Raw genomic sequence first — 25,986 nt, 5'->3', positions numbered from 1 at the left:
TTGATACCGTGATATCCACCAACGATTATCATCGTAGACTTGATTGAAATAAGAACTCTCGGACTGCTGAGCAGCCACCGGCGCATCCAGCTATAAACAATTCAGATAAAGGTAGCGGCAATACACTCCATTAAGTAGTCAAGCTACAGGGAAAAATCAATTGTCCACAGTATTTGAGTTGTATTGAACCACGATATAAAACGAAAGGAAATATGGTGTATCTGCTTCTGACTACATCATACAAGGTAATAAGATGAATGATAAAAAAATAAGAAGTCCGATATCGACTGGAAAACCGTCATAATCTCAGCGATATCGGACTTAATAGTTGGACTTATCCTATTACTTATCGATAAGTTAACATAGGAAGAGGGGCGCAAGCCCTTCTCCTAGTCAGAATATACCACAATCATTCATTGAAGTAAATATGTTAGAGAAATTAGCAATCTTTTTTATCTGTATTGGAATTGCAAAATTATGTTTTGCATTAGCACTCAAAAAGAAAGGAAATAAACATGCCAAAAGGTAATCCAAACAGCAATACAGTACGAGTGGATCGTTACCAGAAAAAGGCCGGATATAAGGTAAAGACTTTCAAACTGAAGGGTGATATCGCTGAGCGCTTTAAAGAAGCATGCGAGCGCAAGGGAGTAGGGCAGGTTGCAACCATTTCTCAGCTGATGGAACAGTTCATTTCCAGCGTAGAAAAAACAAAGGAATAGGATGAACCTATTTTCTTATATGTGCGGAAACCTATGCAGAAAAAGTTCTGTAAGTGTTGAAAATAAAGGCATCTGACATAGGCTTTTAATCAAGTTGTCCGGGGTTCGAATCCCCGATGCCTCATTGCTTTTATTTACAGCCTGAGCAACTGCAGAATTGGCAGATGCTCAGGTTTTCTTTATCTTATGGAACAGACACTACTTATAACGGCGATAAGAAAGAAGCCTGTCTTGGCGCATATAAGAAAATCAAGAATGTTAGAATTTTAGATTGAAAAGATAGATGTATATAAACTGATATACACATACATAAGAAACCAAACCGAGATAAGGAAGGAGCTGGCCAGAAACGGCCGGTTCTTTTTTTATATATTTTTTCGTCAGGCGGTGACGTAAAAGCGCAGAATCCAACCGGGTGCGATACCCGTATAAACATCGTAGGAGGAGAAACATATGAACTTTGAAGAACTAGTGCAGTCCATCCAGCTGACCGAGGAGCAGATCAGCGCAATCACTTCCGGCATGCAGGAGAATGGCATCTTCCTTTCAGCGGAGGAAAACATTGACCTCCGTTACCATAAACTGAAGGAAGAGAAAGACAGCTTAAGCGGTCAGGTCAGCACCCTGACCAAAACCGTCAATGACTTAAAGAAGAACAACCAGGACAATGAGGAGCTGCAGACAACCATCCAGACGCTGCAGGAGACACTGAAACAGCAGCAGGAAGACAGCCGGAACGCGGCAAAGGCCTATGAACTGAAGGATGCCTTAAAGGGCAAAGGGGTGCTTGACGCGGATTACCTGATTTATAAGGCGGGCGGCCTGGAGCATTTCAACTTCGATGCGGAGAACCACCCGATCGGGCTGGATGAGATGCTTGCACCATACCGCAAGGATGCCGCTATGGCACATCTGTTCCAGACAGAGCCGAACAAACCGGCGTACCATCCAAACGGCGGAAACGGCGGCGCAGGTGTCCGGAACCCGTTTGCCAAAGAAACAAGGAACCTGACGGAGCAGGGAAAGATGCTGCGTGAGAATCCGGAGCAGGCCCGCGCAATGGCAGCGGCCGCCGGTGTAAAGCTGTAAACAGTAGTAAGAAGTAGAACAGGAGGAACTAAAACGCCAGGCCGGAATCTTTGGGGACAGTATCAGTGACGAGGCACAGGCGGCAAAGCAGATTGTGAACGCATCTTTCCACAATGCTACGTTCTCAGATAGAATCTGGCAGAATCATACCTTGCTAAAAGCAGATTTTGCCAAACAGTTAGAGATTGGTCTGATCCAAGGCAAGCATCCGACAGTGCTGGCCAGAGACCTTAGAAAGACCTGGGACGTCTCGCAGTACCAGGCGCTGCGCTTAATGCGTACAGAGCTTGCCCGGGTGCAGATAGACGCACAGATGCAGTCCTACGATAACGCGGGCGTTACAGAATACACTTATATCACCTGTGGTTTTGGTGATGCCTGCCCCGTCTGCCGGGCGCTGGACGGTCAGCACTTTAAGATGGCGGACATGCTTCCGGGTGAAAACGCCCCGCCGATGCATCCGAACTGTCACTGCAGCACATCCGCCTACATGGATTGTAGCAGTGTGGAGTGGTTGAAGGATAATGAGATAAAATCGTCCGGGGGTGTATATGGTGCTTATAACGATAAAAACGATCCAGATTATCGTAAAAGAGAAAAAATAGGCAGAGATTTATATACTGAAATTACGAATCGAAAGAAGAGTTTTGAAATCAGAGCGGTTTCAAAGAATAGTGGCTTATCAATCGATGAAGTTAGCAGAATATATGATCATATGTTTGTCCGAAAGCATTTGTTATCAAATGGTACAAAAGTATCAAAATTCGATCCTGACTACTACATGGCGCATTCGTGGATACGAGTTAGAGAAGGCAAAAATATTCAAGCGCATGATCTTACCATGCTGTATCACGAATTGGAAGAAGGAAAAATTATGGGTGAGAGTCTTGAAGTTAAATATGAAATGGCGCATAATAAAGCCCAGAAGAAGTTCAATTATGCGAAAGAGTTGCAAGAGTATTTGAAAACACATGACGCATAGAAGGTGAACTATATGCTAAAATATAAATTAGTTGCCCGTAATGCAGACAAGACTATATACATGTATTATCCAGAAGGAGATATGAAAAATCCGGGGATAATTGCTTTTTTAAATGACGGGGGCCGCGAGACCATTCAGAGGGCAAAAGATGATGATTTTGGCTGGTATTTAGGGCACGCTTTTTCCGGAATTGATAGAAACGAAGACTCGGGAATGGTAGCGTGGTACTAATGAATCCGAAACCCGGAGGTTATGCGATAGCAAAAGATAATTATTTCCGAATTGTGTATGCAATTTTAACAGAGCTATATGCTGCGGCAAGGGCAGGAGAGAAAGTTCAGCTTGCTCATATCAGCCCTGAGCGGTTTCATATTGATGAAAGCTATTGGCTGGACATTATGTGCAATCAAGTGGATAGCGGACGAATCAAAGGGTTTAAATACATGAATATAAAGACGGGACGTGCGGTAATATCATTAGATGATATCGGAATCACGGAATGCAGCATTGAGTTTTTGATGGAAAATTCCATGATGAAAAAGGTAGTTGAAGCGTTAAAAATTGCTAAAGATATCCTGCCGGGTATCTCGATATTAACGCCGTCTATTAAGTCTGCATATAAGTTTATATACATACCACCAGCTTATGCTGGTGGTATTTTTATGCGAAAAAATGAGGAGGCAGACAGATGAAATACCGAAAGAAACCAGTAGTCATTGACGCCTATCAGACAGATAAGCCCATCAAAAAAATCTTGAAGGTTCAACAAAAGGATTTATAATAAAAACTACAAAACGGGAGTGCTTGCGAGCCGAAATATGGATGACCTGATTCTTCATGAGACCGCCCATTTCAAGACGTTCGAGTCATGTAAGACATGGAATGATTTTCTCCAAAAAGAACGCGAGGTTCGTAATAGATATGTACCTGGGGTTTCTGATTACAATGATTCGTTGCGAGATGGCGCGGAAACTATTGCAGAGGGGGTTGTGGCTCTTAGAAATGGTGGAGTCGTCCCGAAAGAAATCAAAGACCTGATAGAGGAGTATGTACGATGGTAATTATTTCTGATTGTACTGATTGTAAAAATATGGGGGACTGCAAAAAAGGCGCGGGGATAGTTTGTCGCGCTTTTCCTGAAGGCATTCCTTCAGAATGGTTTTGGAAAGGGAATCCGAAAGAAGTAAAAGAATGCAACAACGGCATCGGATTTGAACCCTGTGAGGGTGAGGAGAGGTAAGCGATGGCATATAATGATAGGTAGGTCATGATTTACCGAATCCTTCGGTATATAGATATTTGTTTGAAATCCGGTAAGACTCCGACGAAAGAGGATATTCTGCGGGACTGCCAGCTGTATAAGCTCTCAGAAAGTTACGCCGATGCGTTATTAGAAGAAGTGTCAGATGATGGCTATGTAAAAGGAATATCCATCGTATCTACAAAAGATGGTGGCGTCGTTATTGTTCATGACAACGTGCGGATCAGATTAACCGGGCGGAATTATCTGACAGAAGTCGAAAATAAATGACGACATTGACGGATATGTGAGAGGTACATAAATGCTATCTGAAACCGGAAAAAAATTAGCAGACAAACTAAAACAGCTGTACGACAACCCGGATTACATATGCGGGGTGATGTCCAATGCGCCTGGTGATGAGAATTGGAAAGTGCTGCTTAACTACATGGATACTGCAGAGAGATTGTCTGAGGCAGTCACAAGCGACGATATACTAGCATTATCCGTTGCTCTTGGTGAAAATAAATAATAAATGGGGGACAGCGCAATGGCAAAAAATGACATGTTTGTAATTATCTATCAGGTATTAAAATACATGTATGATTGCTTGAAAGCCGGAGAAAAAGTAGAGGCGGTAAGGCTTACTGCTGATGCATATATGATTCCAGAAAACTACTGGGGATATATATATTGATTACCATGATCGACCAGGGATTTATTTCCGGCATTGAATATACCCCGACAAAAGACGGAATTCTGTTTTCAAATTTGGAAAATGCGTTGATTACGTTTAACGGTGTAGAATATTTATTTGATAACAGTTTAATGCAGAAGTTAAAAAGAACTTTGAAAGATGTAAAGGGTATTTTACCTGGAATCTAAAAAAGCTTTATAAGCATGTGGAAACCACCAGCTTGATCTGGTGGTATTTTTATGCCAAAAATAAGGAGGTGTGCTATGTCATAAAGAAAAATATCCTGTTTTAACTACAGCGTAGGAGGTAAACATGATAAACGTATCAGCTTCCGGGAGAGAACGCCCCACCGATGCATCCGAACTGTCACTGCAGCACCGCGGCCTATGTGGATCGGAACAGCGTCAATTGGCTGAAAGAGAGAAACGAACCTGAAAATACCGCCGCCAGACATAAAAAAGATCTGCTTACGGCGGAACAACTGAATAAATTAAAGGCGTCGTTCAAAACCGAAGACGAGTTTAATGATTACATGAAATTGCTGAATACAAATCCGAACGCAGATATCCGCAAACTGTACCGGCGGCATATGGACCAATGCGGCGGTGTTACGATGGATGCCAAAAGCTTTTATCGGCCACTGGATGACACTATTCACTGGAGCATCCCGCAAAAGAAATATATCGACGCGGGGATGCATAAATATGTTAACTTGGGGCACGAATGCGGACACATGTTTGATGCGCATATTGCCAGCAGCGCAAAATTGAAATATACTGAAATTGATAAATTAAATGCTGATTTCAACGCCGCTCTGGCGGATATGAAGTCAAATGTCCGAGATATCATAGATTATGAAGGCATCACTGTCGGATGAATTTTTGGCGGCCGTCCGAAAAGACAAAGCCGCGCTTCATGATTTGCGCCAGTCGGATGACTGGAAATCTGTTGTGGAGGACCTGAAGGCACACCCTGCATCCTCTGGCGTGCAGGACGCTTTAGACGGGATTTTTGGCACCAGGGGTTTGAGAATACTTCCGTGGGGGCATGGAGAGAAGTACTACAATCAGAAATATAATGATATCAAGTATTTTGGTCTTCATAAGATTTTGAAAAATGTATATCAGGAAATGGGGTATGATGCTAAAAGTCAGCGGAAATGCTCGGATTTGTGCCGTGATTATGAGACAGCAAGCGAGGCCTGGGCGAACATAACAAGCGCTGAGACATTGCAGGATGACGCACTGCAGTATGTGAAAAAGTATCTCCCAAACAGCTATAAAATGTTCAAAAAGATCATTAAAAAGGCAGGTGGAAAATGATGCTGGATGAAAAAATAAAGGAATACGATGAGCGATTTGATGGATTCCCTACTATCGTTTTTTCATCTTACGCGGATTCGGAAGTGATTAAGATCATTGACGACTGTCTGAAGCGCGGAAAAGATGTTTATGATGCCGGGTATCTCGATATTAACGCCGTCTATTAAGTCTGTATATAAGTTTATATACATACCACCAGCTTATGCTGGTGGCATTTTTATGCGAAAAAATGAGGAGGCAGGCAGATGAAATACCGAAAGAAACCAGTAGTCATTGACGTCTATCAGACAGATAAGCCCATCAAAAAAATCTTGAAGGTTCAACAAAAGGATTTATAATAAAAACTACAAAATGGGAGTGCTTGCGAGCCGAAATATGGATGACCTGATTCTTCATGAGACCGCCCATTTCAAGACGTTCGAGTCATGTAAGACATGGAATGATTTTCTCCAAAAAGAACGCGAGGTTCGTAATAGATATGTACCTGGGGTTTCTGATTACAATGATTCGTTGCGAGATGGCGCGGAAACTATTGCAGAGGGGGTTGTGGCTCTTAGAAATGGTGGAGTCGTCCCGAAAGAAATCAAAGATCTGATAGAGGAGTATGTACGATGGTAATTATTTCTGATTGTACTGATTGCAAAAATTTAGGCAATTATGAAGAGGGTAAGGGGATGCCTTGTCAAGCATTTCCCGAAGGTATTCCTTCAGAGTGGTTTTTAAAGGGGAATCCGAAAGAAGTAAAAGAATGCAGCAACGGCATAGGGTTTGAACCTTATGAGAGTGAAGAAGAGGCAAACAATGGCAAGAAATGATTTACACGTTCTTGTGTACAGGATACTAAGTTATCTATATCAGCAGCTGAAAGACGGCACTGAGATAGACGAATCAAAGATTGATGAACACGCACTTAATATTCCTCATTCTTATTGGATATATATTTTTGATGAACTTCAGAGCGCCAAATATACCAAAGGATATACTATTGTTAATGTAAATGGCGGCAGAAAGAGACTTGAGCATCTGGATCGTGCGGTTATTACTCTTCGCGGGGTGGAATATCTTACCTCTGACCAGCTCATGATAAAGGTAAAAAACGAAAGTTAAATATTCTTAAACCCTGGGCATTTGCCCGGGGTATTTTTATGTAGAAAATGAGGAGGCAGACAGATGAAATACCGAAAGAAACCAGTAGTCATTGACGCCTATCAGACAGATAAGCCCATCAAAATCGAGACGTTGGAAGGTGTAATGCTGGCAAGCCCTGGCGATTATATCATCACTGGGGTAAATGGTGAGAAATACCCCCGTAAACCGGATATCTTCGAAAAAACGTATGCATCTGAACCTGTCGAGAGTAGGAGGTAAACATGATAAGCGTAGCCGTATCAGACTGTGAAGTCATAGTTTCCGGGCATGCCGGATACGCCCCACCGGGGAATGATATTATCTGTGCTGCCGTGTCAGCATTAACCCAGTCCCTGGCGTCTTCCCTGGAAGCGCTGACCGAGGCAAAACAAATACAGAGATTGATACCGGTTATGTCCGTATCGAATACGAGAATCTATTGGAGCCTGGACGGCTTCTGGTGGATTCTTTTTTTATCGGCATTTGCGGAATTGAGAACGAGTATCCGGAATATATCCGGATCGATTAACCGGAAGGCATGGCCAGGCTTGGAAGCCAATAAAAGCTAAGGGGAACCAGTCCAATGAATCAAGACTATAAACTATTTGGAGGAACGTAACTATGGACAAACGACACATGTTTTTCTTGCAGTTATTTGCAGACGATGACGGCGCAGAAGGCGCAGAGGGCAGCGCATCGGCCGGGGATCCGGATCCGGCAGGGAAAAGAAGGCTAGGAGGGCGGCACCGAAGAAAAGCCTGATGACGGCGATGAAAAGAAATATTCTGACGCGGACGTTGACAAAATTGTCAGCGCCGATTGTAATATCATGTGCACTTGGGCACCTAAGAGGAATGTGACCATTCCTCCAGGATAACCATCCTGTATGCTTAGGACTATTCAACTGTCAACGTTCAACTTGTTATTGCAATTTCCGGTTAGAAAAAAATATTGACTTATGTGCGCACATAAGTTATAATAAAAACAGGTAAGGAAGGCCTTAATGAATACGGGGGCAAGAGCCAGAAAGGAGAAATCATGAACGAAGAAATGACAAATATAGAATTTATGACAGTTCTGAAACTGATCATCCAGATTCTAAAGGATGACGGAGTGAGGGAAGAAACAATTAAAAAAATAGAAGCCTTACTGAAATAGTAAAGCTTCTAACCCACAAAAACAGGGTGGTACTTGCCACCGCTCTGTACAAGATGAATATATCATCTTGGGACAGAGATGGCAAGAGAACGGAACGGTGATTTTTATAGAGAAAAAGAAAATGGGCAGACCTACAGATAACCCAAAGACGGAACGATTATATATAAGAGTGGCACCTGATGAGAAGAAACAGATACAAGAGTTTATGGCAGACACTGGGCGCAGTTTGTTAGAGCTTATAGAAACCGGAATAAAAGCCATAAAAAGAGAGACAGACTGCTAAATATGGGCAGGAAAGGGCTCAGACACGGGACACCCATAGGAACACCTTTTCCGGAAACCCTTATGCTTATGCGGTTTATAGTTAGACTTTTAATCAAGTTGTCCGGGGTTCGAATCCCCGATGCCTCATTGCTTTGGAAAGCCCCTGAACATCTGTATTTATGCGGCGTTCAGGGGCTTTTTCTCTCTGATTGAAAATAATAATACGAACTGCATTCGCTCCTCTGACGGAATGCTGCTTTGGATCTGGAAAGAGATACCCTATGAAACGAACAAATCAACAAATCCATTCATCCCGCCCCTCCTGGAAACAGAAGTATCTGGCCGACCGGGCCTTTTACGTCCGCGTCCTGCAGCTGGTCGTCCCCATGATCCTGCAGGCAGCTATTACCAGCTTTGTGAGTCTGCTGGATAATATAATGGTGGGGCAGATCGGGACCGCGCAGATGAGCGGTGTATCCATTGTCAACCAATACGTATTTGTTGCCAATCTGACGATCTTTGGGGCTGTTTCCGGTCCCGGTATTTTTGGCGCACAGTTTTACGGAAAAGGGGACTATGCGGGCCAGCGGGACACCGTACGCTTCCGGATTCTGGTATGCCTGATCGCCAGTGTGGCAGCCGCGCTGCTGTTTGCTCTGCTTGCGGATCCCATGATTTCGCTTTTCCTTAGCAAAGAAGATGCGCCCCGCATGGTTTCCGCCACACTGACCTATGGAAAAAAATATATGGCCGTGGTTTTGTTCAGCCTGATCCCCTTTGGAATCGGGCAGGCTTATGCCAGTGTGGAGCGGGAGTGCGGAAATACACATATCCCTATGATTGCCTCTTTTGCGGCGCTGGGGGTGAATTTTTTCCTGGATTACGGGCTGATCTTCGGAAAATGCGGACTGCCGGAACTGGGAGTGTCCGGTGCCGCCCTCGCGACGGTAATCGCGAAGATTGTGGAAGCCATAGTGATGATTTCCTGGGCGCATGCCTGTCCGGAGAAAAATAAATGCATCGTTGGCCTGTTTCGCGGGTTTCATATTGCCCCTGAACTGATCCGCGAAATGATCAAAAAGAGCCTGCCGCTTTTGTTTAATGAATTTATGTGGGCGGCCGGCATGACGGTGATTGCCCAGTGTTATTCGGTCCGTGGTCTGGATGTGGTGGCGGCCCGCAACATAGCCAGTACCCTGAACAATATGTTTAATGTCGTATTTATACAGATGGGCGCCGGGATCGGAATTATCGTCGGGCAGATTCTGGGCGCGGGCCGGCTGGAGGAGGCCAGAGAGACCAATACCAGGCTGTATTTTTTCACGATGGTGATTTCCGTTCTGCTCAGCCTCTGTATCCTGCCGCTGGCGTTTGTGTTTCCAGCGGCCTATAATACGGAGGAACCGGTGCGCCGCCTGGCGGCTTTTATGATTGTGGTGCAGGCAATTGCGGTGCCGATGTGGTCGTATACCAACGCCTGCTATTTTACCCTTCGCAGCGGCGGAAAGACCGGTATCACTTTTCTGTTTGACTTTGTATTCACATGGGTGATTATGATCCCCCTTGCTTTTGTGCTTTCTTATTTTACATCCATGGATATCCACATGCTTTTTATCATCGTGACTTTTTCGGAAATGATCAAAGTGCTCGTCGGATATTTCCTGGTAAAAAGCGGCAGCTGGATGAAAACGATCATAAATTAGGGAGTCCCCCCCAGGGGTTCCCTTCAGCATCGTGAACAAATTTTTTTCTCAAACCACACGTCATTTCACAAAGGAGCGGAAAACCGCCACACGCATTTTCACAAACATTTTTGCAAAAATTGTACCATCTTCACAGAAATTCAGATTCGGCTCTGATTTGTTGAAATACCGTTTTCTGTATGGTATCATTATTTCGAAAAGAGAAAAACCAATGGTATACCAAGAGTATTCGCAAGCTGAATTTTTCACCGAAACACCGGTTGCACAGATTCTTATGCTTGCGAATTTTTGCGGAAGGAGAGGCGGATTATGGGAAGACCGGCATACAGATATCAGGATTTTTTCGAGGCCACGAAAGTAGAGGGCATCAATGAATCCGTAGAAGTGGGCAGACACTTTCTCCACCGGGATTTCAATGCGGAAGCACCGAAGAATGAAGTCAAAAAGATCAAAACCTGCTGCAGGGCATGCATTGCCAACTGCGGCGTAATCGCTACCGTAAAAAACGGGCGGGTGGTAAAGCTGGAAGGAGATCCGGCGGATAAAATGAGCAAAGGCCGGATGTGCGCAAAGGGCCTGTCCGGCATTCAGGCACTGTATCATCCGAATCGAAACAAGTATCCGATGCTGCGTGTCGGCAAGCGGGGAGAGGGCAAATGGCGCAGAATCTCCTGGGACAAAGCGCTGGAAATCATTGCCCGCAAGCTGATCGACACCAAGAAAAACTACGGTGCAGAGGCGGTTTTCTGTTCCACCGGAGGCGGCGGCAATCCGGAGATCTGGAGCATTGCCCGGTTCTGCAATATTTTCGGAACGCCGAACTGGTTTGAGCCCGGCTGCGCGCAGTGCTATCTGCCCCGGGTGCTGGCATACACAATGATGTATGGCGGTGTGGATCCCAGTATTGCGGATTCCAATTCCCTGGAACTCTACGATACAGAAAATACTCCCATCAAAACACTGGTGCTGTGGGGAACGGATCCCTCTTATTCCTGCCCGGCCAGCGGCGGCGGAGCAGTGGTGGATCTGCGGGCCAAAGGGGTGCAGACCGTGGTGATCGATCCGCGTCTGACGCCGGACGCAGCCAAGGCAGATGTATGGCTGCCGGTTCGCCCGGGTACGGATGTGGCGCTGATGATGGCCTGGATCCGGTTTATCCTGGAAGAGAAGCTGTACGATGAGGATTTCGTGCTTCGCTGGACGAATCTGCCCTATCTGGTGGATGTGGAAAGCAAACTTCTGCTGCGGGCAGAGCGGAGTGATGACCCGGATGTGCCGGATACGTTTATGGTATGGGATGAAAAGACGGGTTCCGCCAGACCGATGGCATATCCTTATGATGAATCCCTGCAGCCTGCGCTGCGCGGAACCTATGAGATTGACGGAAAAACTTACCGCCCGGCATTTGAGCAGCTGTGGGAGCGGGTAGAGGAATATACGCTGGAAAAAGCGGCTGATATCTGTGAGCTGGATGCGGAGGCGATTGAGAAGGCGATCCGTCTTTACGCGGAGAATACCCCAAGCGGAATCGCCATCGGCGTATCCACGGATCAGACCCCTAACTCGGAGCAGGCAGCCATGTGTACCGCGATCCTGGATCTTCTGATGGGCAATGTAGAGCGTCCGGGTGCGCTGATGCAGCGGTTTAAGACCAGCGGCGTCTTTGATATGCCCAATTATCCGGTGCCCATTGCGGCGGATCTGCTTCCGGATGAACAGCTGAAAAAACGGCTGGGCGGCATTGAATACAAGGGACTGCATATCTGGTACGCGGGACATATCAGCAGTGTGCTGGATGCGGTCCTGACCGGCAAGCCCTATAAGCCGCGGGTATGGATCGACCGTTCCGGCAATAAGATGGCAGCGTTGGCAGACAGCAACAAGGTAAAGCGTGTAATCGATGAGCTGGATTTTATTGTTCACATGTATATGTATCCTACTTCATTTTCGGCTTACGCAGACATTCTTCTGCCTACGGAAGAGTGGCTGGAGACCGATATGATCGTAGAAACCTGCAACACCCTCTGCGCGCGTCAGGCAGTGACGCATTTGTGGGAAACCAAGGATGAAACGCAGATCTGGTCAGATCTGGCCAGAAAATGTGCGGAACTGGGGGATGAGGACTGCAAACGGGCCTTTGATCCGGAATTTATGGGCAAAAACCTTCCCTACTGGGACAAAGTGACCGATCTGTGGGATCATTTCCTGGGCAGAATCGGCCTGACATTTGACGAACTGAAGGAAAAGACACCGTATACTTATATGCCGAAGGAAGAGTGGAAAGAGTATTACGTCTACAAAAAGACGGATCCGAAGACCGGAAAGCCGCAGGGATTTCAGACGCCTTCCCGGAAATGCGAGCTGTACCTGGAGAGCATGATCGAACTGGGACGAACCGGCAAGCCGTTTGCGAAATGCGAACTTCCGCCGGCATCGGTGGACTATGATCCGCTTCCCTATTACATGGAGCCTTACGAGAGTCCCAGAGATAAAGAAGGAATCGCACAGGAATATCCTTTGGTTATGACCGGCGGCCGTGTACCGTTTTTCCATCATAATACACTGCGGAATGTGGCATGGCTGCGGGAAATCTATCCAATTCCGGAACTGTGGATGTATCCGGCGGATGCGGAGCGTTATGGCCTGGAAGACGGCCAGTGGGCCTGGGTGGAATCCCAGCGTGGCAGAATCCGCACGGTGGTTTCCGTCACCGAGGGCATCAAACCGGGTACCGTATACATGGAACGTTTCTGGAATCCGGAGACGTTAAACAGCCCGACCCACGGATGGAAAGAAATGAATGTCAATGTACTGACAAAGGCGGACGCGCCGTTTAATGATGTGGTGGGAACCTATACCCTTCGCGGCTTTCTGGTGAAGGTCTATCCGTCGGAAAGCGCGCCGGAAGGGATCTGGAAGCGGCCGCAGGACTTCAAGGCATGGCTTGCGCAGCCTTCGGACCCGACCCCTCTGCCTGCGCCCGGAGATGACAGTGAAAAGAAAAAATCTGTCGGCGGAGGCACTGCCGGACAGAAAAAAAGCAGGAAGAAACGCGCGGTTTCAGCGAGAATACCGGAGTATCTGTGCCGGAACGACGGAATGCAGGAATAGAGATAGATAAGAAGGAGCAGCAGAATGAGAAAGAAACAGTTAGCGTTTGTAGTTGAATTGGATCGCTGCATTGGCTGCAAGGGATGCCAGGTGGCCTGCAAGATGGAAAACGGCACACCCCTGGGATCGGACCGGATCAAAGTACGGAAGGTAGGTCCCACCGGAACCTATCCGAATCTTGAAATGTATTTTCTTCCCACCATGTGCCAGCAGTGCGAGGAACCGGTCTGTGCCCGGGTATGTCCCACCGGGGCGATCTATAAAAATGAAAGCGACGGTGTCGTGAAAATCGACCGGGAGAAGTGCATCGGCTGCCACAGCTGCAACAATGCCTGCCCGTATCATGCGAACACCTTTAGCGAAGCAAGGAATAATATGGATAAATGCACCATTTGCTTTCAGGAACGGGCGAACGGAGAAGAACCGGCCTGCGTGAAAAACTGCAGCGGAAAGGCGCTGCATTACGGGGATGTCAATGATCCGGACAGTGAAGTTTCCAGACTTCTGGCAGAAGCGGGAGAGGATCATGTCTTCCAGTTCCAGGATTTCGGAAATCATCCCTCCGCGCGCTATATTCTGAAACATGCGGCATGGCAGGATATCCTCCCGCAGGAACTGGACGTGGTATCCTTCGGAAAAGGAGGAAAAAAATATTATGAGTGATCGTTTTGATATCTACAGACTGATGCGCAACCGGGAAAAGCTCTACCGTTTTTTTGCCCGCCTGTTTGAGCGGGAGGTGGACCAGGAATTTTACGAGCAGTTAAAGCATGTGAAATTTCAGGAAGATCTGGATGTGACCTCCATTACGGAACTGCAGGACGCGGTAATCCGGCTGAACGAATATTTCAAATATGACATGGGAGAATCGCTGGACGATCTGGCAGCGGACTTTGCCAGTACCTTCCTGGGGGCGGGACGCGCCGAGGGAGAAGCGGCCTTTCCTTATGAATCAGTGTATACCAGTCCGAAGCGTATTATGATGCAGGATGCCTGGAGTGAGGTAAGCCAGCTGTACCGGGATAAAGGACTGGAACTGGGCAATATGCAGGATGGTCTGATGGAAGATCATATCGCCATTGAGCTGGAGTATATGGCATTTCTGTGTGACGAAACCTGTCACCATACCGAGCAGCTCTTTGGCCTGGAAGAACAGCGGGGCTTCCTGAACCGCCATCTTCTGAACTGGATTCCGGAATTCTGTCTGGACATTAAGCGGTATGCGGATACGGAGTTTTACCGCATGGTAGGTCAGCTGACCACCGGATTCATTCAGTTCGACAGTTTCCTGCTTGAGACCATGATTTCCGAACTGAAGGCCAGAAGCAATGAAAAGCGCAGCTACCTGGTCAGCCGCAGAACGCTGGATCAGATTGTGGACCGGCTGAAAAATGACTACAATATCTATGGCCCGAAGCGGGTTCCCGGCCGCTACCGCAGTGACGGAAGTTCTGTCATCCGTTATCAGGAACTGAATTCCATCGATGAGATCGTCAACAGCGAGCAGTCGGATTTTTCACCGAAGGAAGTGTATTATCCGATTTCCCAGACGATTTTCCGGTTCCGGGAAGACAGTATCGTGGAGAATCTGAATAATGACCCGAAAGGAATCATTATTTTCGCCCGTCCCTGTGATATTGAGGGAACCAGACGGCTGGACAATATGTTTCTGGCAAACGGCGGCAATTCGGACGTCTATTATGAGCGGCTGCGGGAAAAAGTCCGGTTTGTTCTGCTGGAATGCCCGGAAAGCTGGGAAAACTGCTGCTGTGCTTCGATGGGGTCGAATCAGACGTCCCATTACAGTATGGCAGTGAGCCTGGGAAATCAGAACGGTACTGACCCGAACGGCGGGGAGGAGCAGAAGCCGGCCTGGGTCAAGGGATTTATTGAGGTGCAGGTGGCAGACGCGGAATTCTTCGAATTCTTTGAAGGAGAGGAAGCCTGCAGTTATGAACCGCGGTTTATTCAGGAAAACCGGAAAAAAATGCGGGTACCGGACATCGATGATCCCTGCATGATGCAGGAGATCAACGACCTGCCCTTCTGGAAGGAGTATAATGACCAGTGCATCAGCTGCGGCGGATGCAATGCGGTATGTCCGACCTGCAGCTGTTTTGAAACGGTGGATTTCCTGGATGAGGAAAACAGCCTGAACGGACAGCGGCGCAGGGTTTGGTCCTCCTGCATGCTGCCGGAGTTTTCCAAAACGGCAGGCGGTCATATTGACCGGCCGAAACCGGATAAAATGATGCGGTTTAAAGCCATGCACAAGACCTACGATTACAGAAAACGCTTTGGCGGCAGCGATCATATGTGTGTGGGCTGCGGAAGATGCACCACACGGTGTCCGGAGGATATTTCCTTTATTGATACGGTAAACCGGCTCCATGACGGGGTGGAAGCGATCAAGGCAGAGCGGAAGGCCCGCCAGGAAGAAGAAGCGGCCCAGGCAAATTCCTGGGTATTTGATTCGGCTCAGGCAGCCCGTGTGAACCTGCAGCAGGAAAAGACAGAGGAATAATAGACCGGACAGCCGCGCCGGCGGGGATGCCGGCAGACGGGACGGAAACAGAACAGGCCGCCAGAAGGGCGGCGGAATGGAGCATACCATGAGCAAGAATATATTACTTCCGACGCCGCACAAGATTTTAAATGTGCTGAAACATACCGAAACGGAATATACCTTCCGGGTTTCCTGTGATGTGGAACCGGATTACGGACAGTTCTTCATGCTGTCTCTTCCGAAGGTGGGAGAGGCGCCGATTTCCGCCAGCGGAAAGGGACCGGGATACGTGGAATTTACCATCCGCAATGTGGGGATGCTGACCCAGGAGATTTTCCGGCTGGAGCCGGGACGCAGCATTTTCCTGCGGGGGCCTTACGGCAATCATTTTCCGGCGGAAAAGTTTGAAAACAAGGATCTGCTGATTATCTGCGGCGGAACCGGCATGTCTCCGGTAATGACGCTGATCAATCATTTCTATGATCATCCGGAAGTCTGCAAATCAGTAACTGTTATCGCTGGATTTAAGAACAAAGATGCGGTATTGTTTAAAGAAGAGATCAATAAGTTCAAATCCAGATTTCGCATGATCGTGACCCTGGACAACGAAGTGGAAGAAGGCTATGAAACCGGCATGGTGACGGCGCATATCGGCAAAGTGCCCATCCGTTCCTTCGAAGACTATAATATTGTCATTGTGGGGCCGCCGGTGATGATGCATTTTTCAGCGCTGGAATGTCTGAAAAACGGTGCCCGGGAGGACAAAATCTGGGTTTCCTTTGAGCGCAAGATGTCATGCGGTGTCGGCAAATGCGGTCACTGCAAGATTAATGACACCTATGTATGCCTGGAAGGACCGGTGTTTAATTACAAAGATACAAAAGGCCGCCTCATCGACTGATCGGTGCAAACCAGCCGCAGCGGTGCCGCGGCAGGGAGAGAATGCATTCATGGAAAAGGAGAAACAGATGCCCATGCCGGTGATTCTGATGAATCTGACCGGTATCTATGACCGGGAGGAGTTCTGGAAGCAGGCCGGTTCCCGGATGGAACTGAAGGATATTTCCGGAACCAGAGGATACTGCTCGGACGAGGCGGCAGACCGGATCCGCCGCCGGATGGCGGACTGCCCGGCCGAAGGGCTGCATTATCTGGATTCCGGCAATTATCACTATCTGACCGGATTCTGGACAGAAAAAATACAGGAACCCTTTGACCTGCTCGTCTTTGATCATCACACAGATATGCAGCGGCCGGCATTCGGAGATATCTTAAGCTGCGGATCCTGGATCCTTGACAGTATACAGACAAACGGGGATCTGCGGCGGGTCTTTCTGGTAGGGGCGGATCCGGAGCTGAAATCTTCGGTTGATCCGGAATGCGAAGGCGTGTATCAGATGCTGACGGCAGCAGAGGCGCTGGCAGATAGCCGGTGGCTGGAAGCAGAGCCGGACAGTTCCGACAGGCTGCTGTATGTTTCCGTGGATAAGGATGTGCTGGCGCCATCCGTCCTGGAAACAGACTGGGATCAGGGGACCATGACCATGGAAGAACTGCTGGCGGTTCTGGAACTGGCCCGGCAGAAGAGGCCCATCTGTGGAATGGATGTCTGCGGGGAGCCGGATCCGGAACAGGCCGCTGCCGGCACTATTCTTGCCAGTGACCATGTGAATCGGCAGATCATGGAATGGTTTCAGGCGTCAGCCAGACAGGAAAAACGGTAAAAAGCACTGCCGCGGAAGAAAGAAATTCTTTCGCGGCAGTGCTTTTTCAGTCGATGCCTTTTTCCGTCAGTGCAGCGTTCAGTCCGTGGCTGGATGCTGTTAAATGACATAGGTTCCCATGTCACTGGCCTGGCGGTCCAGGATATCCTGCAGAGTGTAGGACTCCAGGTAATCATTGATTGTTTTGTTCAAGCCTTCCCAGATCGGCAGGGTCATGCAGGTCTCGGCCCGGGGACACTGGTTGACCTCGTCTGCCAGGCAGTCGATGATGTTAATGCCGCCCTCCGCGCAGGAAACAACTTCACGCAGTGTGATCTCCCGCGGAAGCCGGGCCAGGCGGTAGCCGCCATGCTGTCCTTTGGCGGTACGCAGCAGATGTCCCTGGTTCAGCATGGGGATGATCTGTTCCATGTATTTTTTGGAAATATCCTGACGTTTGGAGATCTCCTTTAATGAAATGTATTCGTCGCTGTAGTGTTCCGCCAGATCCAGCATCATGCGAAGCGCATAGCGTCCTCTTGTTGAAATCTTCATAGGGTATGTCCTCCTGTTATGTCCTTCTGATTGGTGTATCAGCAAACCGGCGCCTCTGTTTAACAACGCCTAGGTTTTTACTATGTGTTTATGAATTTAAGATAGCATAAAACATGAAAAAATGCAATGACTGCCGGCGGAAGTAAAGAAAAAAATAAAAACTCACATTGCCTATTGACTTACTGGGGTAATGGTGATATATTCAATGCATAGCAATTGACTTACAGATAACTTCAAATTGATTTAACAGTATGTGAGGTAAAAAAATATGGCAATTTACAAATCAATCTTAGACCTTGTAGGAAAAACACCTTTAGTAGAGCTGGCAAATTATTCCAAAGCCAACCATCTGGAGGCGACTGTGTTAGGCAAGCTGGAATACTTCAATCCGGCCGGATCAGTAAAAGACCGTATCGCCAAATCCATGATTGAGGAAGCAGAGAAGAACGGACAGCTGAAAGAAGGCTCTGTAATCATCGAGCCCACTTCCGGCAATACCGGTATCGGACTTTCTTCTGTAGCAGCAGCCAAGGGATACCGGATCATTATTGTAATGCCGGAGACCATGAGCATCGAGCGCCGCAACCTGATGAAAGCATATGGCGCAGAGCTGGTTCTGACAGAAGGCAGCAAGGGTATGAAGGGCGCCATCGCCAAGGCAAATGAACTGGCAGCTGAGATTGAGGGAAGCTTTATTCCGGGTCAGTTTACCAACCAGGTAAATCCGGCGACCCATAAGGCTACCACAGGTCCGGAGATCTGGGAAGACACAGAGGGAAAAGTAGATATTTTTGTAGCCGGCGTAGGTACAGGCGGTACCGTTACCGGTGTGGGACAGTATCTGAAATCCAAGAACCCGAATGTGAAGATCGTAGCAGTAGAACCGGCATCTTCACCGGTACTGTCTACCGGCAAAGGCGGTTCCCATAAGATCCAGGGAATCGGCGCAGGATTTGTTCCGGAGACACTGGATACTTCTGTTTATGATGAAATCATTACCGTAGAAAATGACGCAGCCTTTGAAGTAGGCAGAGAAGTAGCGCGGGAAGAGGGATTCCTTGTAGGCATTTCTTCCGGAGCCGCTGTATGGGCTGCCGCAGAGCTGGCAAAACGCCCGGAAAACAAGGGCAAGACAATTGTAGCGCTGCTTCCGGATACCGGAGACAGATATTTATCCACCGAGCTGTTTGCGGATAAATAATACAGATAACAGAAAAGTCCTTCTTAAGAATAAGAATATTAACAATGAATGCGGAGCGCCAGGCAGATTCCACGCGGGATCTGCCTGGCGCTCTCTGATCTGCCGTGGTATAGTGGAAATACAGGGCAGTCCGGAAGAAAACCGGCTGCAGGAAGCAGACAGACAAGGAGTGAAGAAAAATGCATTATGCGGAAGAAGGACTGCAGTACCACCTGCAGATTCGAAAGGGAGAAGTGGGAGAATATGTGATCCTGCCGGGGGATCCCAAGCGCTGCAGCAAGATCGCGGAACACCTGGAACAGCCCCGTCTGGTGGCGGACCACAGGGAATATGTGACTTATACAGGGATGCTGGACGGTACGGCAGTCAGCGTCACCTCCACCGGAATCGGCGGACCCTCTGCGGCTATTGCTGTGGAGGAGCTGGTACAGGCGGGTGCCCGCACGTTGATTCGGGTGGGAACCTGCGGAGGAATGCAGCCGGAGATTCTGGGGGGCGACCTGGCCATTGCCACGGGAGCAATCCGCGCGGAGGGAACCAGTCGGGAATATGCGCCGATTGAGTTCCCGGCCGTACCCAGCCAGGATGTGGTGGAAGCCCTGCGCCGGGGGGCAGACAGCTGCGGATTTCGTGCTTATACCGGGGTAGTGCAGTGCAAAGATTCTTTTTACGGACAGCATGAACCGGAGCGGATGCCTGTGGGCGCCATGTTGGAAGAAAAATGGGAAGCCTGGAAACGTCTCGGCTGTATTGCCTCGGAAATGGAATCGGCAGCCATCTTTATCGTGGCCAGCGCGCTGCATGTGCGTGCCGGTTCTGTGCTGCTGGTTATGGCCAATCAGGAGCGGGAGAAAGCGGGTTTGCCGAATCCGGTGGTACATGATACGGAAGCAGCGATAAAAACAGCCATAGCGGCGGTCAGGGAACTGATCCGCGCCGACCGGAAGACTGACTGCTGACACAAGGCATCCGGATCGCACAGACAGAAAGACAGAAAGACAGCCACGGATCGTTGGGATCTGTGGCTGCCTTTTTGTAAATGTGCGCCTGGCGGCGGTTGATTCTGAAAGCGGAAAGATACGCTGCGGAGGACCGGATCAGTTTTTATCAGTATCCGCCGCGTGGTTCGTATCTGTATTTTCTGCGCTGTTACCTGCTTCGGAGGATTCAGCGTCTGTCAGATCCTTTGAGGTGTCCGAATATTTTCCGGAAGCGGTGGACGGATCATTGGTGATGGCAGTCAGATCCGCTGTTTTTGCCAAAGTGATGGTATTGGAACGGCGGAACACGGTGTCGCCGGAACCCATCTGCTGGATACAGATTTTGCAGCCGTCAGAAAGGGCGTCCGGGCTGATTTCCAGTTCAGAACCGGAAACATAGGTGGTTGAAACTGCGGAACCGTTGATATATACCTTGCTCCAGGGGGTAAAGTTTTTACCCTTGATGGAAATGACAGGTTCCGTTTCTTCCTCTGCGGAAGAGGTGTCCGCGGCAGAGTCGGTACCGGGGGGCGCAGTGGCAACTTTCGGGGTGAGACTGTCCGCCTGGCCGGATTTGGAAGCGGATTTCTTCTCAGATTTCTGGGCCTGTTCCGCTGCCTTGTTGACGGATTTTTCGTTGGTATTGGAGGCCTGCTGCTGCGTATCAGCGGATGAGCTGCCGGACTGTTTCAGAGCCAGGGAGCGGATGGTGACGTTCTGTACCCCCATCTCCAGGTCGGAAGCAGGCATATCCTTGCCGCCGTTGGCGTAATTGCCGCCGTAAAGCAGGTCATACTGCAGCTGCTGCAGGCGGGAGAGATAGCTGCTTTTCTTATCGTCTCCGCTGCTCATTGCGGTCTGATGGTATTTGAAAATGGTGCCTTCGTGGATGCCCAGACGATTGGTGATGTAAGAGGACAGCTGATAGGTGGTTACATTTTTGTTCTTTTTCGCCAGGCCGAAGTTGTCCCAGGTGGCGTAGACCGTATGGAACAGGTTGCCGCTTTTGACATCTTTTTCCTCCAGACCCATGGTAGGAAGATGATCGCCGTAGAAGACAACCAGAGTCTTTTCGTCACGTTTGGACAGCATCTGGATCAGATTGCCCACAAAGTTGTCCACTTCGTGAATTTCGTTGATGTAATATTCCCACTGGTTGTTTTTTTCTGTGGTGTCACCGCCGGTTACCTTGATTTCCGGATTTGTGAAGACTTTTTCTGTCGGATAGCTGCCATGGGACTGTACGGTAATGGTATAAATATAGTCAGGCTTATTTTTGGTAGAATCCATGGTCTTTTTTGTTTCGCTGACAAGGATGTCATCCGCGGGCCATGTGTTGATTTCGTTGTATTTCGTGATGTTCATCTCTTCCTTGCTGGTGAAGGAGTCAAAGCCCAGGTTGCGGAATACCGTGGCACGGCTGTAGAAGTTACCGCCGTTGTTGTGCAGGACGTGTGTACCGTAACCGATGTTGTGCAGATCCGTGGCAATGCTTTCACTGGTGGAAGATTTGAGGACCGTTTTGAACGGGTATTCTCCCAGACCGAAGTACTTCAGGGTCATACCTGTCATCACTTCAAATTCTGTGTTGGCCGTACCGGCGCCTACCACAGGAACCGTCAGATAGCCGCTGGAATAATTGCTCCGCAGTTTGTGGAAATTCGGTGTGGGATCCTTGGAGTATTTCAGGAAGGTCAGTTCGTTGGGGTCAATAAAGGACTCCAGCTGCACGAAGATGATATTCGGCTGGTCCTTGGAGCCTATAGAAGTCTTTTTCTTTGACTCGGTCTGCAGGATCTGGTTTACCGTAGACTGGCTGTAATTGGAAGGTTTTTTCATGCCGGTATCCACTACGCTGGCGGAAAAACTGTAAACAAAGCCGTAATCCTGGTAGCCCTGTGCCAGGTTGCCGAAGTAACCGGACAGAATGTCTGAGTGGATCGCGCCTTTGGTAATAAAGGGAATGACCGCCAGGCAGGCCACCAGACCAAGCAGGTTGCGGACTCTGTGAATTTTGCCGTGGAATTTCGGACCCCGTACTGCGATGAATACGATAAAAACAACGACTGCGATCAGGCAGCAGAGGATAAGTACGGATTCCCCGACCGTGACATATTTGGAATTTTTCATGGCCAGCAAATCGCTGATCAGCTTCAGATCGGTGAAATTAAACGGCGTCACGCGGGATGCCAGGATAATGCCGTTGACAACGCCCAGCAGCACCCAGAATACGGAGATTACAATCCGAAACAGCATTCTGCGCTTGAAGAGATAGACCAGCAGCAGAGACGCAAAGACTAAGAGCGCGTTGTATAAAAATGCCAGCGGCGACGTAAATGCGAAGGAAAATGCCGAGAGCAGGGAGTGTCTGGAGCAGGTCTCGATAATCAGAACCAGCGCGCAGGCTAATATAATATGAAAGAAAAGCGAGTATTTGCTCATGAACCTGACAGCAGGTTTTTCCAGGAAGATATGGAACTTCCGGCGGAACTCCGCCTGTCGGGCCAGTCGTTTGGCCTTACGCTCACCGTTTAGGAATTTGTTATTCGGAAATCGCTCTGCCAGTCGGGCAGTGCAGTGATGGATCAGATGTTTGATCGGTTTCATAAAAAAACGCCTCCGCTGTAAAAATGCACATAGCTCTACACATATAACGTAATTAAAATCATACCTTCCGATATGGTAGACTTATGTAGGTAAAAAGTCAATAAAATAATTGTTAAATTTATCTGTGGTTTCACGGGATTCGGTTGAAATGGCAAGGAAAGCTGTGGTATCATTAACACCAATATGCAGAAGTTTGTTGCGGGCGGAAAAGCCTGATTTTATAAGGAGGAACAGATGGAAGACGACAAAACCTTACAGGACACAGAAACAGTCGATCCCAAGGATACGGAAGTGACTGATGCTGATACCGAACATAAGGATGACGGGGGATATGAAGACGTCTGCTACATGTGCAAGCGTCCGGAAAGCATTGCCGGCAAACTGATCCATATTCCGAATCATATATGCATCTGTCAGGACTGCATGCAGAAAACCTTTGACAGCATGAACCAGATGAATTTTCCCGGCCTGGATGGTCTGAATATCGGAGATCTGTTTGCCGGCGGCAAGACACCGAATATAAGCTTTATGAATTTGTCGGACCTTCAGAAACTGGCAGGCGCCCAGCCGAAGATCAAACCGAAAAAAAAGAAAAAAGAAGAAGCCGCGGAGCAAAAAGCGGAAATTGATATCACAAAGATTCCCGCGCCACATAAAATCGAGGCAAAACTCAGCGAATATGTGATCGGACAGGATTACGCCAAGAAGGTGATGTCCGTGGCAGTATACAATCATTACAAGCGCGTGGCTTCCATGACGATGGAAGATGACGGGGTGGAGATCGAAAAGTCCAATATGCTGATGGTCGGCCCCACAGGCTGCGGCAAGACCTATCTGGTGAAAACACTGGCCAGACTGCTGAATGTGCCCCTTGCCATTGCGGATGCCACATCTCTGACCGAGGCCGGTTATATCGGTGATGATATCGAAAGCGTACTGTCCAAACTGCTGGCAGCCGCAGACAATGATGTGGAACGGGCGGAACACGGAATCGTATTTATTGACGAAATCGACAAACTGGCGAAAAAACAGAACGCCACCCAGAGAGATGTCAGCGGGGAATCGGTACAGCAGGGCATGCTGAAACTCCTGGAAGGCGCAGAAATTGAAGTACCGGTAGGAGCCGCCAGCAAAAATGCCATGGTTCCGATGACTACAGTGGACACCTCCAACATTCTTTTTATCTGCGGCGGGGCCTTTCCCGGCCTGGAGGATATTGTCAAAGAGCGGCTGACCAGGCATTCCTCCATGGGATTTATCGCGGACCTGAAGGATAAGTACGACAATGAGACGAATCTGCTCAAATATGTGACCACGGAAGACATCCGGCGGTTTGGCATGATACCGGAATTCATCGGCCGGCTTCCTATCTTATTTTCACTGGATCCGCTGTCGGAAGACATGCTGGTACGTATCCTGAAAGAACCGAAAAACGCCATTATTAAACAGTATCAGAAGCTGCTGGCCATGGATGAAGTGAAACTGACCTTTACCGACGGGGCGCTGCATGCCATTGCCAGACGAGCCAAAGAGCGTAAAGTGGGCGCCCGGGCACTCCGGTCGATTCTTGAGGATTACATGCTGGATATTATGTATGAAATTCCGAAAGATGATGAGATCGGCGGCGTAACCATCACAGAAGAATACATTGAAAAGACCGGCGGCCCGGTTATCACAATGCGTGAATATGAAAAGAAGGCAGAACTTCCGGAAAAGCGTCCGGCAGCGGAAGTCTGAGTCCGCATACACCAGGGCAGGACTTCGGACCTGAGGACGGATGCCGGGGATCATGCGTCGGCAGAATGCGGGGAAACGATTGAAACAGGGAAAAGAATCAAACGGGAACAAAAGAAGATGGATACGGTTGGTTGTAATCGTTCTGGCGGTTCTGCTCCTTGCGTCGGGATGCGGCAGACAGCATGCGGTCAGTCAGCTTTTTGCCAGTGACGGACTCCTGGAGGTGCCCAGTGACTCAGAAAAACTGTATGCCTACCGGACGCTGACGGACAATGAAAAGCTGGTTTATGATCAGATGGTGGATACCGTCAAACACAGAAAATCAGATGTGCGTCTGGCCACGTCCAGCCTGAAAGTCCTGAAAAAATCCTGGCAGGCAGTCCGGTGTGATCATGAGGAGTTTTTCTGGGTGAAAAACCTGTCCTATGAGCTTTATAAAAAAGACGGAAAAATCCAGGCCATTGATATTTCACCCAAATATACGATGTCGGAGGAAAAGATTGACAGCTGCAGAAAAAAAATCAACAAAAAAGTAAAGGGCATCCTGAAAGACGCGCCCCGGGACGGCACAGATTATGATAAGGTAAAGTACTGCTATGACACCCTGATCCGTACGGTGGATTATGACAGCAGCGCGCCGAACAGCCAGAATATCATCAGTACCTTTTTGGGCAGAAGAACAGTCTGCCAGGGATATGCCTACGGCATGCAGTATCTTCTGAAAAAACTGGGAGTTTCCTGTACCACCGTGGAAGGCAGGGCAAGAGGCATTAATCACGCCTGGAATCTTGTCAGGATGGACGGGGCGTATTACTATGTAGATGTGACCTGGGGCAATTCCCAATATGCTTTTTCCCAGAACGGGAATGAGAACCAGACAGAAAAATATATCAATTACAATTATCTGGGAGCCACCACTGCAGACATACAGGACACCCATACGGCTTCCGACATGATCAAACTGCCGAAATGCACAGCAGTCAAAGACAATTATTTTGTCCATGAGAAGCTGTATTTTTCCGAATTTGACCGGCAGGCCATCGGCAAGGCCATTCAGAAGAAATATCTCCAGGGGGCAAGCAGCATCCAGCTGAAATTTTCTTCTATGGATTTATATGAACAAGTGATACAATATTTCGTGGAAGACTATCATGTGGCGGATTTCTGCCCGCAGCTGAAGGCGTTTCAGTATGTGGACAGTATGGACAGCCGCTCCCTGCTTATGATCTTTCCGGATCAATGGGAAAAAGAGAACTGAGAAAGCGAAGACAAGAAGCAACC

At 48.4% G+C, this 25,986-nt stretch carries 29 protein-coding genes; 27 read left to right on the top strand and 2 right to left on the bottom strand.

Annotated features, from left to right (window positions below):
- Window positions 1–515: 515 nt before the first annotated feature.
- The 23 genes from CXIVA_RS00355 to CXIVA_RS00235 all read left to right on the top strand — a co-directional run bounded on the left by CXIVA_RS00355 (window position 516) and on the right by CXIVA_RS00235 (window position 17,646).
- The gene (locus CXIVA_RS00355; protein ID WP_013976024.1) at window positions 516–722 is read left to right on the top strand and encodes a hypothetical protein; all 207 of its coding nucleotides are present in this window, start codon (window positions 516–518) and stop codon (window positions 720–722) included.
- Between the two features lie 453 nt (window positions 723–1,175).
- Window positions 1,176–1,811, top strand: coding sequence for a phage scaffolding protein (locus tag CXIVA_RS00350; protein WP_013976023.1), 636 nt, complete (start codon window positions 1,176–1,178; stop codon window positions 1,809–1,811).
- A 151-nt stretch (window positions 1,812–1,962) separates the two neighbouring features.
- Window positions 1,963–2,793, top strand: a complete 831-nt coding sequence (locus CXIVA_RS13170; protein WP_158309828.1) for a minor capsid protein — start codon at window positions 1,963–1,965, stop codon at window positions 2,791–2,793.
- Window positions 2,794–2,805: 12 nt separating this feature from the next.
- On the top strand, window positions 2,806–3,024 hold the full coding sequence (locus CXIVA_RS00335; RefSeq protein ID WP_013976021.1) for a hypothetical protein: 219 nt from the start codon (window positions 2,806–2,808) through the stop codon (window positions 3,022–3,024).
- Window positions 3,024–3,485 carry a YjcQ family protein gene (locus tag CXIVA_RS00330; protein ID WP_013976020.1) on the top strand — a complete coding sequence of 154 codons (462 nt, stop codon included), beginning with the start codon at window positions 3,024–3,026 and terminating at the stop codon, window positions 3,483–3,485. The genes CXIVA_RS00335 and CXIVA_RS00330 overlap by 1 nt, the downstream gene beginning before the upstream one ends.
- Window positions 3,486–3,847: 362 nt before the next feature.
- A complete protein-coding gene (locus CXIVA_RS00320; RefSeq protein ID WP_013976018.1) occupies window positions 3,848–4,033 on the top strand; it encodes a hypothetical protein in 186 nt (61 codons plus the stop codon).
- 27 nt (window positions 4,034–4,060) lie between these two features.
- Complete coding sequence (locus tag CXIVA_RS00315; protein ID WP_013976017.1) at window positions 4,061–4,324, top strand: YjcQ family protein; 264 nt, start codon at window positions 4,061–4,063, stop codon at window positions 4,322–4,324.
- A 31-nt stretch (window positions 4,325–4,355) separates the two neighbouring features.
- A complete protein-coding gene (locus CXIVA_RS00310) occupies window positions 4,356–4,565 on the top strand; it encodes a hypothetical protein (protein ID WP_013976016.1) in 210 nt (69 codons plus the stop codon).
- A gap of 18 nt (window positions 4,566–4,583) precedes the next feature.
- Window positions 4,584–4,730: a YjcQ family protein gene (locus CXIVA_RS13980; RefSeq protein WP_158309827.1), complete on the top strand. Its 147-nt coding sequence runs from the start codon at window positions 4,584–4,586 to the stop codon at window positions 4,728–4,730.
- A 5-nt stretch (window positions 4,731–4,735) separates the two neighbouring features.
- A complete protein-coding gene (locus tag CXIVA_RS13695; protein WP_242822937.1) occupies window positions 4,736–4,918 on the top strand; it encodes a YjcQ family protein in 183 nt (60 codons plus the stop codon).
- 200 nt (window positions 4,919–5,118) lie between these two features.
- A complete protein-coding gene (locus CXIVA_RS00300; RefSeq protein ID WP_148267761.1) occupies window positions 5,119–5,607 on the top strand; it encodes a hypothetical protein in 489 nt (162 codons plus the stop codon).
- A 73-nt stretch (window positions 5,608–5,680) separates the two neighbouring features.
- Complete coding sequence (locus CXIVA_RS00295; protein ID WP_148267760.1) at window positions 5,681–6,052, top strand: hypothetical protein; 372 nt, start codon at window positions 5,681–5,683, stop codon at window positions 6,050–6,052.
- Complete coding sequence (locus tag CXIVA_RS14055; protein WP_013976011.1) at window positions 6,049–6,219, top strand: hypothetical protein; 171 nt, start codon at window positions 6,049–6,051, stop codon at window positions 6,217–6,219. The genes CXIVA_RS00295 and CXIVA_RS14055 overlap by 4 nt, the downstream gene beginning before the upstream one ends.
- 444 nt (window positions 6,220–6,663) lie before the next feature.
- On the top strand, window positions 6,664–6,867 hold the full coding sequence (locus CXIVA_RS00285; RefSeq protein ID WP_013976009.1) for a hypothetical protein: 204 nt from the start codon (window positions 6,664–6,666) through the stop codon (window positions 6,865–6,867).
- A complete protein-coding gene (locus CXIVA_RS00280) occupies window positions 6,854–7,159 on the top strand; it encodes a YjcQ family protein (RefSeq protein ID WP_013976008.1) in 306 nt (101 codons plus the stop codon). The genes CXIVA_RS00285 and CXIVA_RS00280 overlap by 14 nt, the downstream gene beginning before the upstream one ends.
- Window positions 7,160–7,222: 63 nt before the next feature.
- Window positions 7,223–7,420, top strand: a complete 198-nt coding sequence (locus CXIVA_RS00275; RefSeq protein WP_013976007.1) for a hypothetical protein — start codon at window positions 7,223–7,225, stop codon at window positions 7,418–7,420.
- A 2-nt stretch (window positions 7,421–7,422) separates the two neighbouring features.
- A complete protein-coding gene (locus CXIVA_RS14520) occupies window positions 7,423–7,749 on the top strand; it encodes a ribosomal-processing cysteine protease Prp (protein ID WP_148267759.1) in 327 nt (108 codons plus the stop codon).
- A gap of 1,134 nt (window positions 7,750–8,883) precedes the next feature.
- Window positions 8,884–10,305 carry an MATE family efflux transporter gene (locus CXIVA_RS00260; protein WP_013976003.1) on the top strand — a complete coding sequence of 474 codons (1,422 nt, stop codon included), beginning with the start codon at window positions 8,884–8,886 and terminating at the stop codon, window positions 10,303–10,305.
- A 309-nt stretch (window positions 10,306–10,614) separates the two neighbouring features.
- Window positions 10,615–13,416: a molybdopterin-dependent oxidoreductase gene (locus tag CXIVA_RS00255; RefSeq protein ID WP_013976002.1), complete on the top strand. Its 2,802-nt coding sequence runs from the start codon at window positions 10,615–10,617 to the stop codon at window positions 13,414–13,416.
- A 24-nt stretch (window positions 13,417–13,440) separates the two neighbouring features.
- Window positions 13,441–14,079, top strand: coding sequence for a 4Fe-4S dicluster domain-containing protein (locus CXIVA_RS00250; RefSeq protein WP_013976001.1), 639 nt, complete (start codon window positions 13,441–13,443; stop codon window positions 14,077–14,079).
- Window positions 14,072–15,940, top strand: a complete 1,869-nt coding sequence (asrA, locus tag CXIVA_RS13610) for an anaerobic sulfite reductase subunit AsrA (protein WP_013976000.1) — start codon at window positions 14,072–14,074, stop codon at window positions 15,938–15,940. The genes CXIVA_RS00250 and asrA overlap by 8 nt, the downstream gene beginning before the upstream one ends.
- A gap of 88 nt (window positions 15,941–16,028) precedes the next feature.
- The gene (gene asrB / locus CXIVA_RS00240; RefSeq protein WP_041728015.1) at window positions 16,029–16,823 is read left to right on the top strand and encodes an anaerobic sulfite reductase subunit AsrB; all 795 of its coding nucleotides are present in this window, start codon (window positions 16,029–16,031) and stop codon (window positions 16,821–16,823) included.
- A gap of 49 nt (window positions 16,824–16,872) precedes the next feature.
- Entirely contained in the window at window positions 16,873–17,646 is a 774-nt protein-coding gene (locus CXIVA_RS00235) for an arginase family protein (RefSeq protein WP_041727500.1), read from the top strand.
- A gap of 99 nt (window positions 17,647–17,745) precedes the next feature.
- On the opposite strand, the gene CXIVA_RS00230 is transcribed toward CXIVA_RS00235, so the two are convergent.
- A complete protein-coding gene (locus tag CXIVA_RS00230) occupies window positions 17,746–18,180 on the bottom strand; it encodes an Rrf2 family transcriptional regulator (protein WP_013975997.1) in 435 nt (144 codons plus the stop codon).
- Between the two features lie 268 nt (window positions 18,181–18,448).
- Here CXIVA_RS00230 and cysK point away from each other — a divergent pair, with 268 nt between their 5' ends.
- Both cysK and udp read left to right on the top strand, forming a co-directional pair.
- Window positions 18,449–19,381 carry a cysteine synthase A gene (cysK, locus tag CXIVA_RS00225; RefSeq protein ID WP_013975996.1) on the top strand — a complete coding sequence of 311 codons (933 nt, stop codon included), beginning with the start codon at window positions 18,449–18,451 and terminating at the stop codon, window positions 19,379–19,381.
- Window positions 19,382–19,560: 179 nt separating this feature from the next.
- Complete coding sequence (udp, locus tag CXIVA_RS00220) at window positions 19,561–20,340, top strand: uridine phosphorylase (protein WP_013975995.1); 780 nt, start codon at window positions 19,561–19,563, stop codon at window positions 20,338–20,340.
- 138 nt (window positions 20,341–20,478) lie between these two features.
- Here the strand turns inward: udp and CXIVA_RS00215 are convergent, their stop codons facing one another.
- Window positions 20,479–22,968 carry an alkaline phosphatase family protein gene (locus tag CXIVA_RS00215; RefSeq protein ID WP_013975994.1) on the bottom strand — a complete coding sequence of 830 codons (2,490 nt, stop codon included), beginning with the start codon at window positions 22,966–22,968 and terminating at the stop codon, window positions 20,479–20,481.
- A gap of 234 nt (window positions 22,969–23,202) precedes the next feature.
- On the opposite strand from CXIVA_RS00215, the gene clpX reads away from it, so the two are divergent.
- On the top strand, window positions 23,203–24,705 hold the full coding sequence (gene clpX, locus CXIVA_RS00210; protein WP_013975993.1) for an ATP-dependent Clp protease ATP-binding subunit ClpX: 1,503 nt from the start codon (window positions 23,203–23,205) through the stop codon (window positions 24,703–24,705).
- Between the two features lie 127 nt (window positions 24,706–24,832).
- Window positions 24,833–25,963 (top strand): transglutaminase domain-containing protein, encoded by a 1,131-nt coding sequence (locus CXIVA_RS00205; RefSeq protein WP_013975992.1) that lies wholly within the window; start codon window positions 24,833–24,835, stop codon window positions 25,961–25,963.
- The last annotated feature ends 23 nt before the right edge of the window (window positions 25,964–25,986 follow it).

The organism is Clostridium sp. SY8519, assembly GCF_000270305.1.
Lineage (GTDB): Bacteria > Bacillota > Clostridia > Lachnospirales > Lachnospiraceae > SY8519.
This window is presented reverse-complemented; position numbering and strand designations above follow the sequence as displayed.

Excerpts from the sequence above, each read along its gene's own strand:
- CXIVA_RS00315 (WP_013976017.1), top strand. The coding sequence starts at position 4,061 with ATGATTTACCGAATCCTTCGGTATATAGATATTTGTTTGAAATCCGGT.
- CXIVA_RS00250 (WP_013976001.1), top strand. The coding sequence starts at position 13,441 with ATGAGAAAGAAACAGTTAGCGTTTGTAGTTGAATTGGATCGCTGCATT.
- CXIVA_RS00280 (WP_013976008.1), top strand. The coding sequence starts at position 6,854 with ATGGCAAGAAATGATTTACACGTTCTTGTGTACAGGATACTAAGTTAT.
- CXIVA_RS00355 (WP_013976024.1), top strand. The coding sequence starts at position 516 with ATGCCAAAAGGTAATCCAAACAGCAATACAGTACGAGTGGATCGTTAC.
- asrA (WP_013976000.1), top strand. The coding sequence starts at position 14,072 with ATGAGTGATCGTTTTGATATCTACAGACTGATGCGCAACCGGGAAAAG.
- CXIVA_RS14520 (WP_148267759.1), top strand. The coding sequence starts at position 7,423 with ATGATAAGCGTAGCCGTATCAGACTGTGAAGTCATAGTTTCCGGGCAT.
- cysK (WP_013975996.1), top strand. The coding sequence starts at position 18,449 with ATGGCAATTTACAAATCAATCTTAGACCTTGTAGGAAAAACACCTTTA.
- asrB (WP_041728015.1), top strand. The coding sequence starts at position 16,029 with ATGAGCAAGAATATATTACTTCCGACGCCGCACAAGATTTTAAATGTG.
- CXIVA_RS00335 (WP_013976021.1), top strand. The coding sequence starts at position 2,806 with ATGCTAAAATATAAATTAGTTGCCCGTAATGCAGACAAGACTATATAC.
- CXIVA_RS00320 (WP_013976018.1), top strand. The coding sequence starts at position 3,848 with ATGGTAATTATTTCTGATTGTACTGATTGTAAAAATATGGGGGACTGC.
- CXIVA_RS13695 (WP_242822937.1), top strand. The coding sequence starts at position 4,736 with ATGATCGACCAGGGATTTATTTCCGGCATTGAATATACCCCGACAAAA.
- CXIVA_RS14055 (WP_013976011.1), top strand. The coding sequence starts at position 6,049 with ATGATGCTGGATGAAAAAATAAAGGAATACGATGAGCGATTTGATGGA.
- CXIVA_RS00235 (WP_041727500.1), top strand. The coding sequence starts at position 16,873 with ATGGAAAAGGAGAAACAGATGCCCATGCCGGTGATTCTGATGAATCTG.
- CXIVA_RS00350 (WP_013976023.1), top strand. The coding sequence starts at position 1,176 with ATGAACTTTGAAGAACTAGTGCAGTCCATCCAGCTGACCGAGGAGCAG.
- clpX (WP_013975993.1), top strand. The coding sequence starts at position 23,203 with ATGGAAGACGACAAAACCTTACAGGACACAGAAACAGTCGATCCCAAG.
- udp (WP_013975995.1), top strand. The coding sequence starts at position 19,561 with ATGCATTATGCGGAAGAAGGACTGCAGTACCACCTGCAGATTCGAAAG.
- CXIVA_RS00260 (WP_013976003.1), top strand. The coding sequence starts at position 8,884 with ATGAAACGAACAAATCAACAAATCCATTCATCCCGCCCCTCCTGGAAA.
- CXIVA_RS00330 (WP_013976020.1), top strand. The coding sequence starts at position 3,024 with ATGAATCCGAAACCCGGAGGTTATGCGATAGCAAAAGATAATTATTTC.
- CXIVA_RS00310 (WP_013976016.1), top strand. The coding sequence starts at position 4,356 with ATGCTATCTGAAACCGGAAAAAAATTAGCAGACAAACTAAAACAGCTG.
- CXIVA_RS00215 (WP_013975994.1), bottom strand. The coding sequence starts at position 22,968 with ATGAAACCGATCAAACATCTGATCCATCACTGCACTGCCCGACTGGCA.
- CXIVA_RS00230 (WP_013975997.1), bottom strand. The coding sequence starts at position 18,180 with ATGAAGATTTCAACAAGAGGACGCTATGCGCTTCGCATGATGCTGGAT.
- CXIVA_RS00275 (WP_013976007.1), top strand. The coding sequence starts at position 7,223 with ATGAAATACCGAAAGAAACCAGTAGTCATTGACGCCTATCAGACAGAT.
- CXIVA_RS00255 (WP_013976002.1), top strand. The coding sequence starts at position 10,615 with ATGGGAAGACCGGCATACAGATATCAGGATTTTTTCGAGGCCACGAAA.
- CXIVA_RS13980 (WP_158309827.1), top strand. The coding sequence starts at position 4,584 with ATGGCAAAAAATGACATGTTTGTAATTATCTATCAGGTATTAAAATAC.
- CXIVA_RS00285 (WP_013976009.1), top strand. The coding sequence starts at position 6,664 with ATGGTAATTATTTCTGATTGTACTGATTGCAAAAATTTAGGCAATTAT.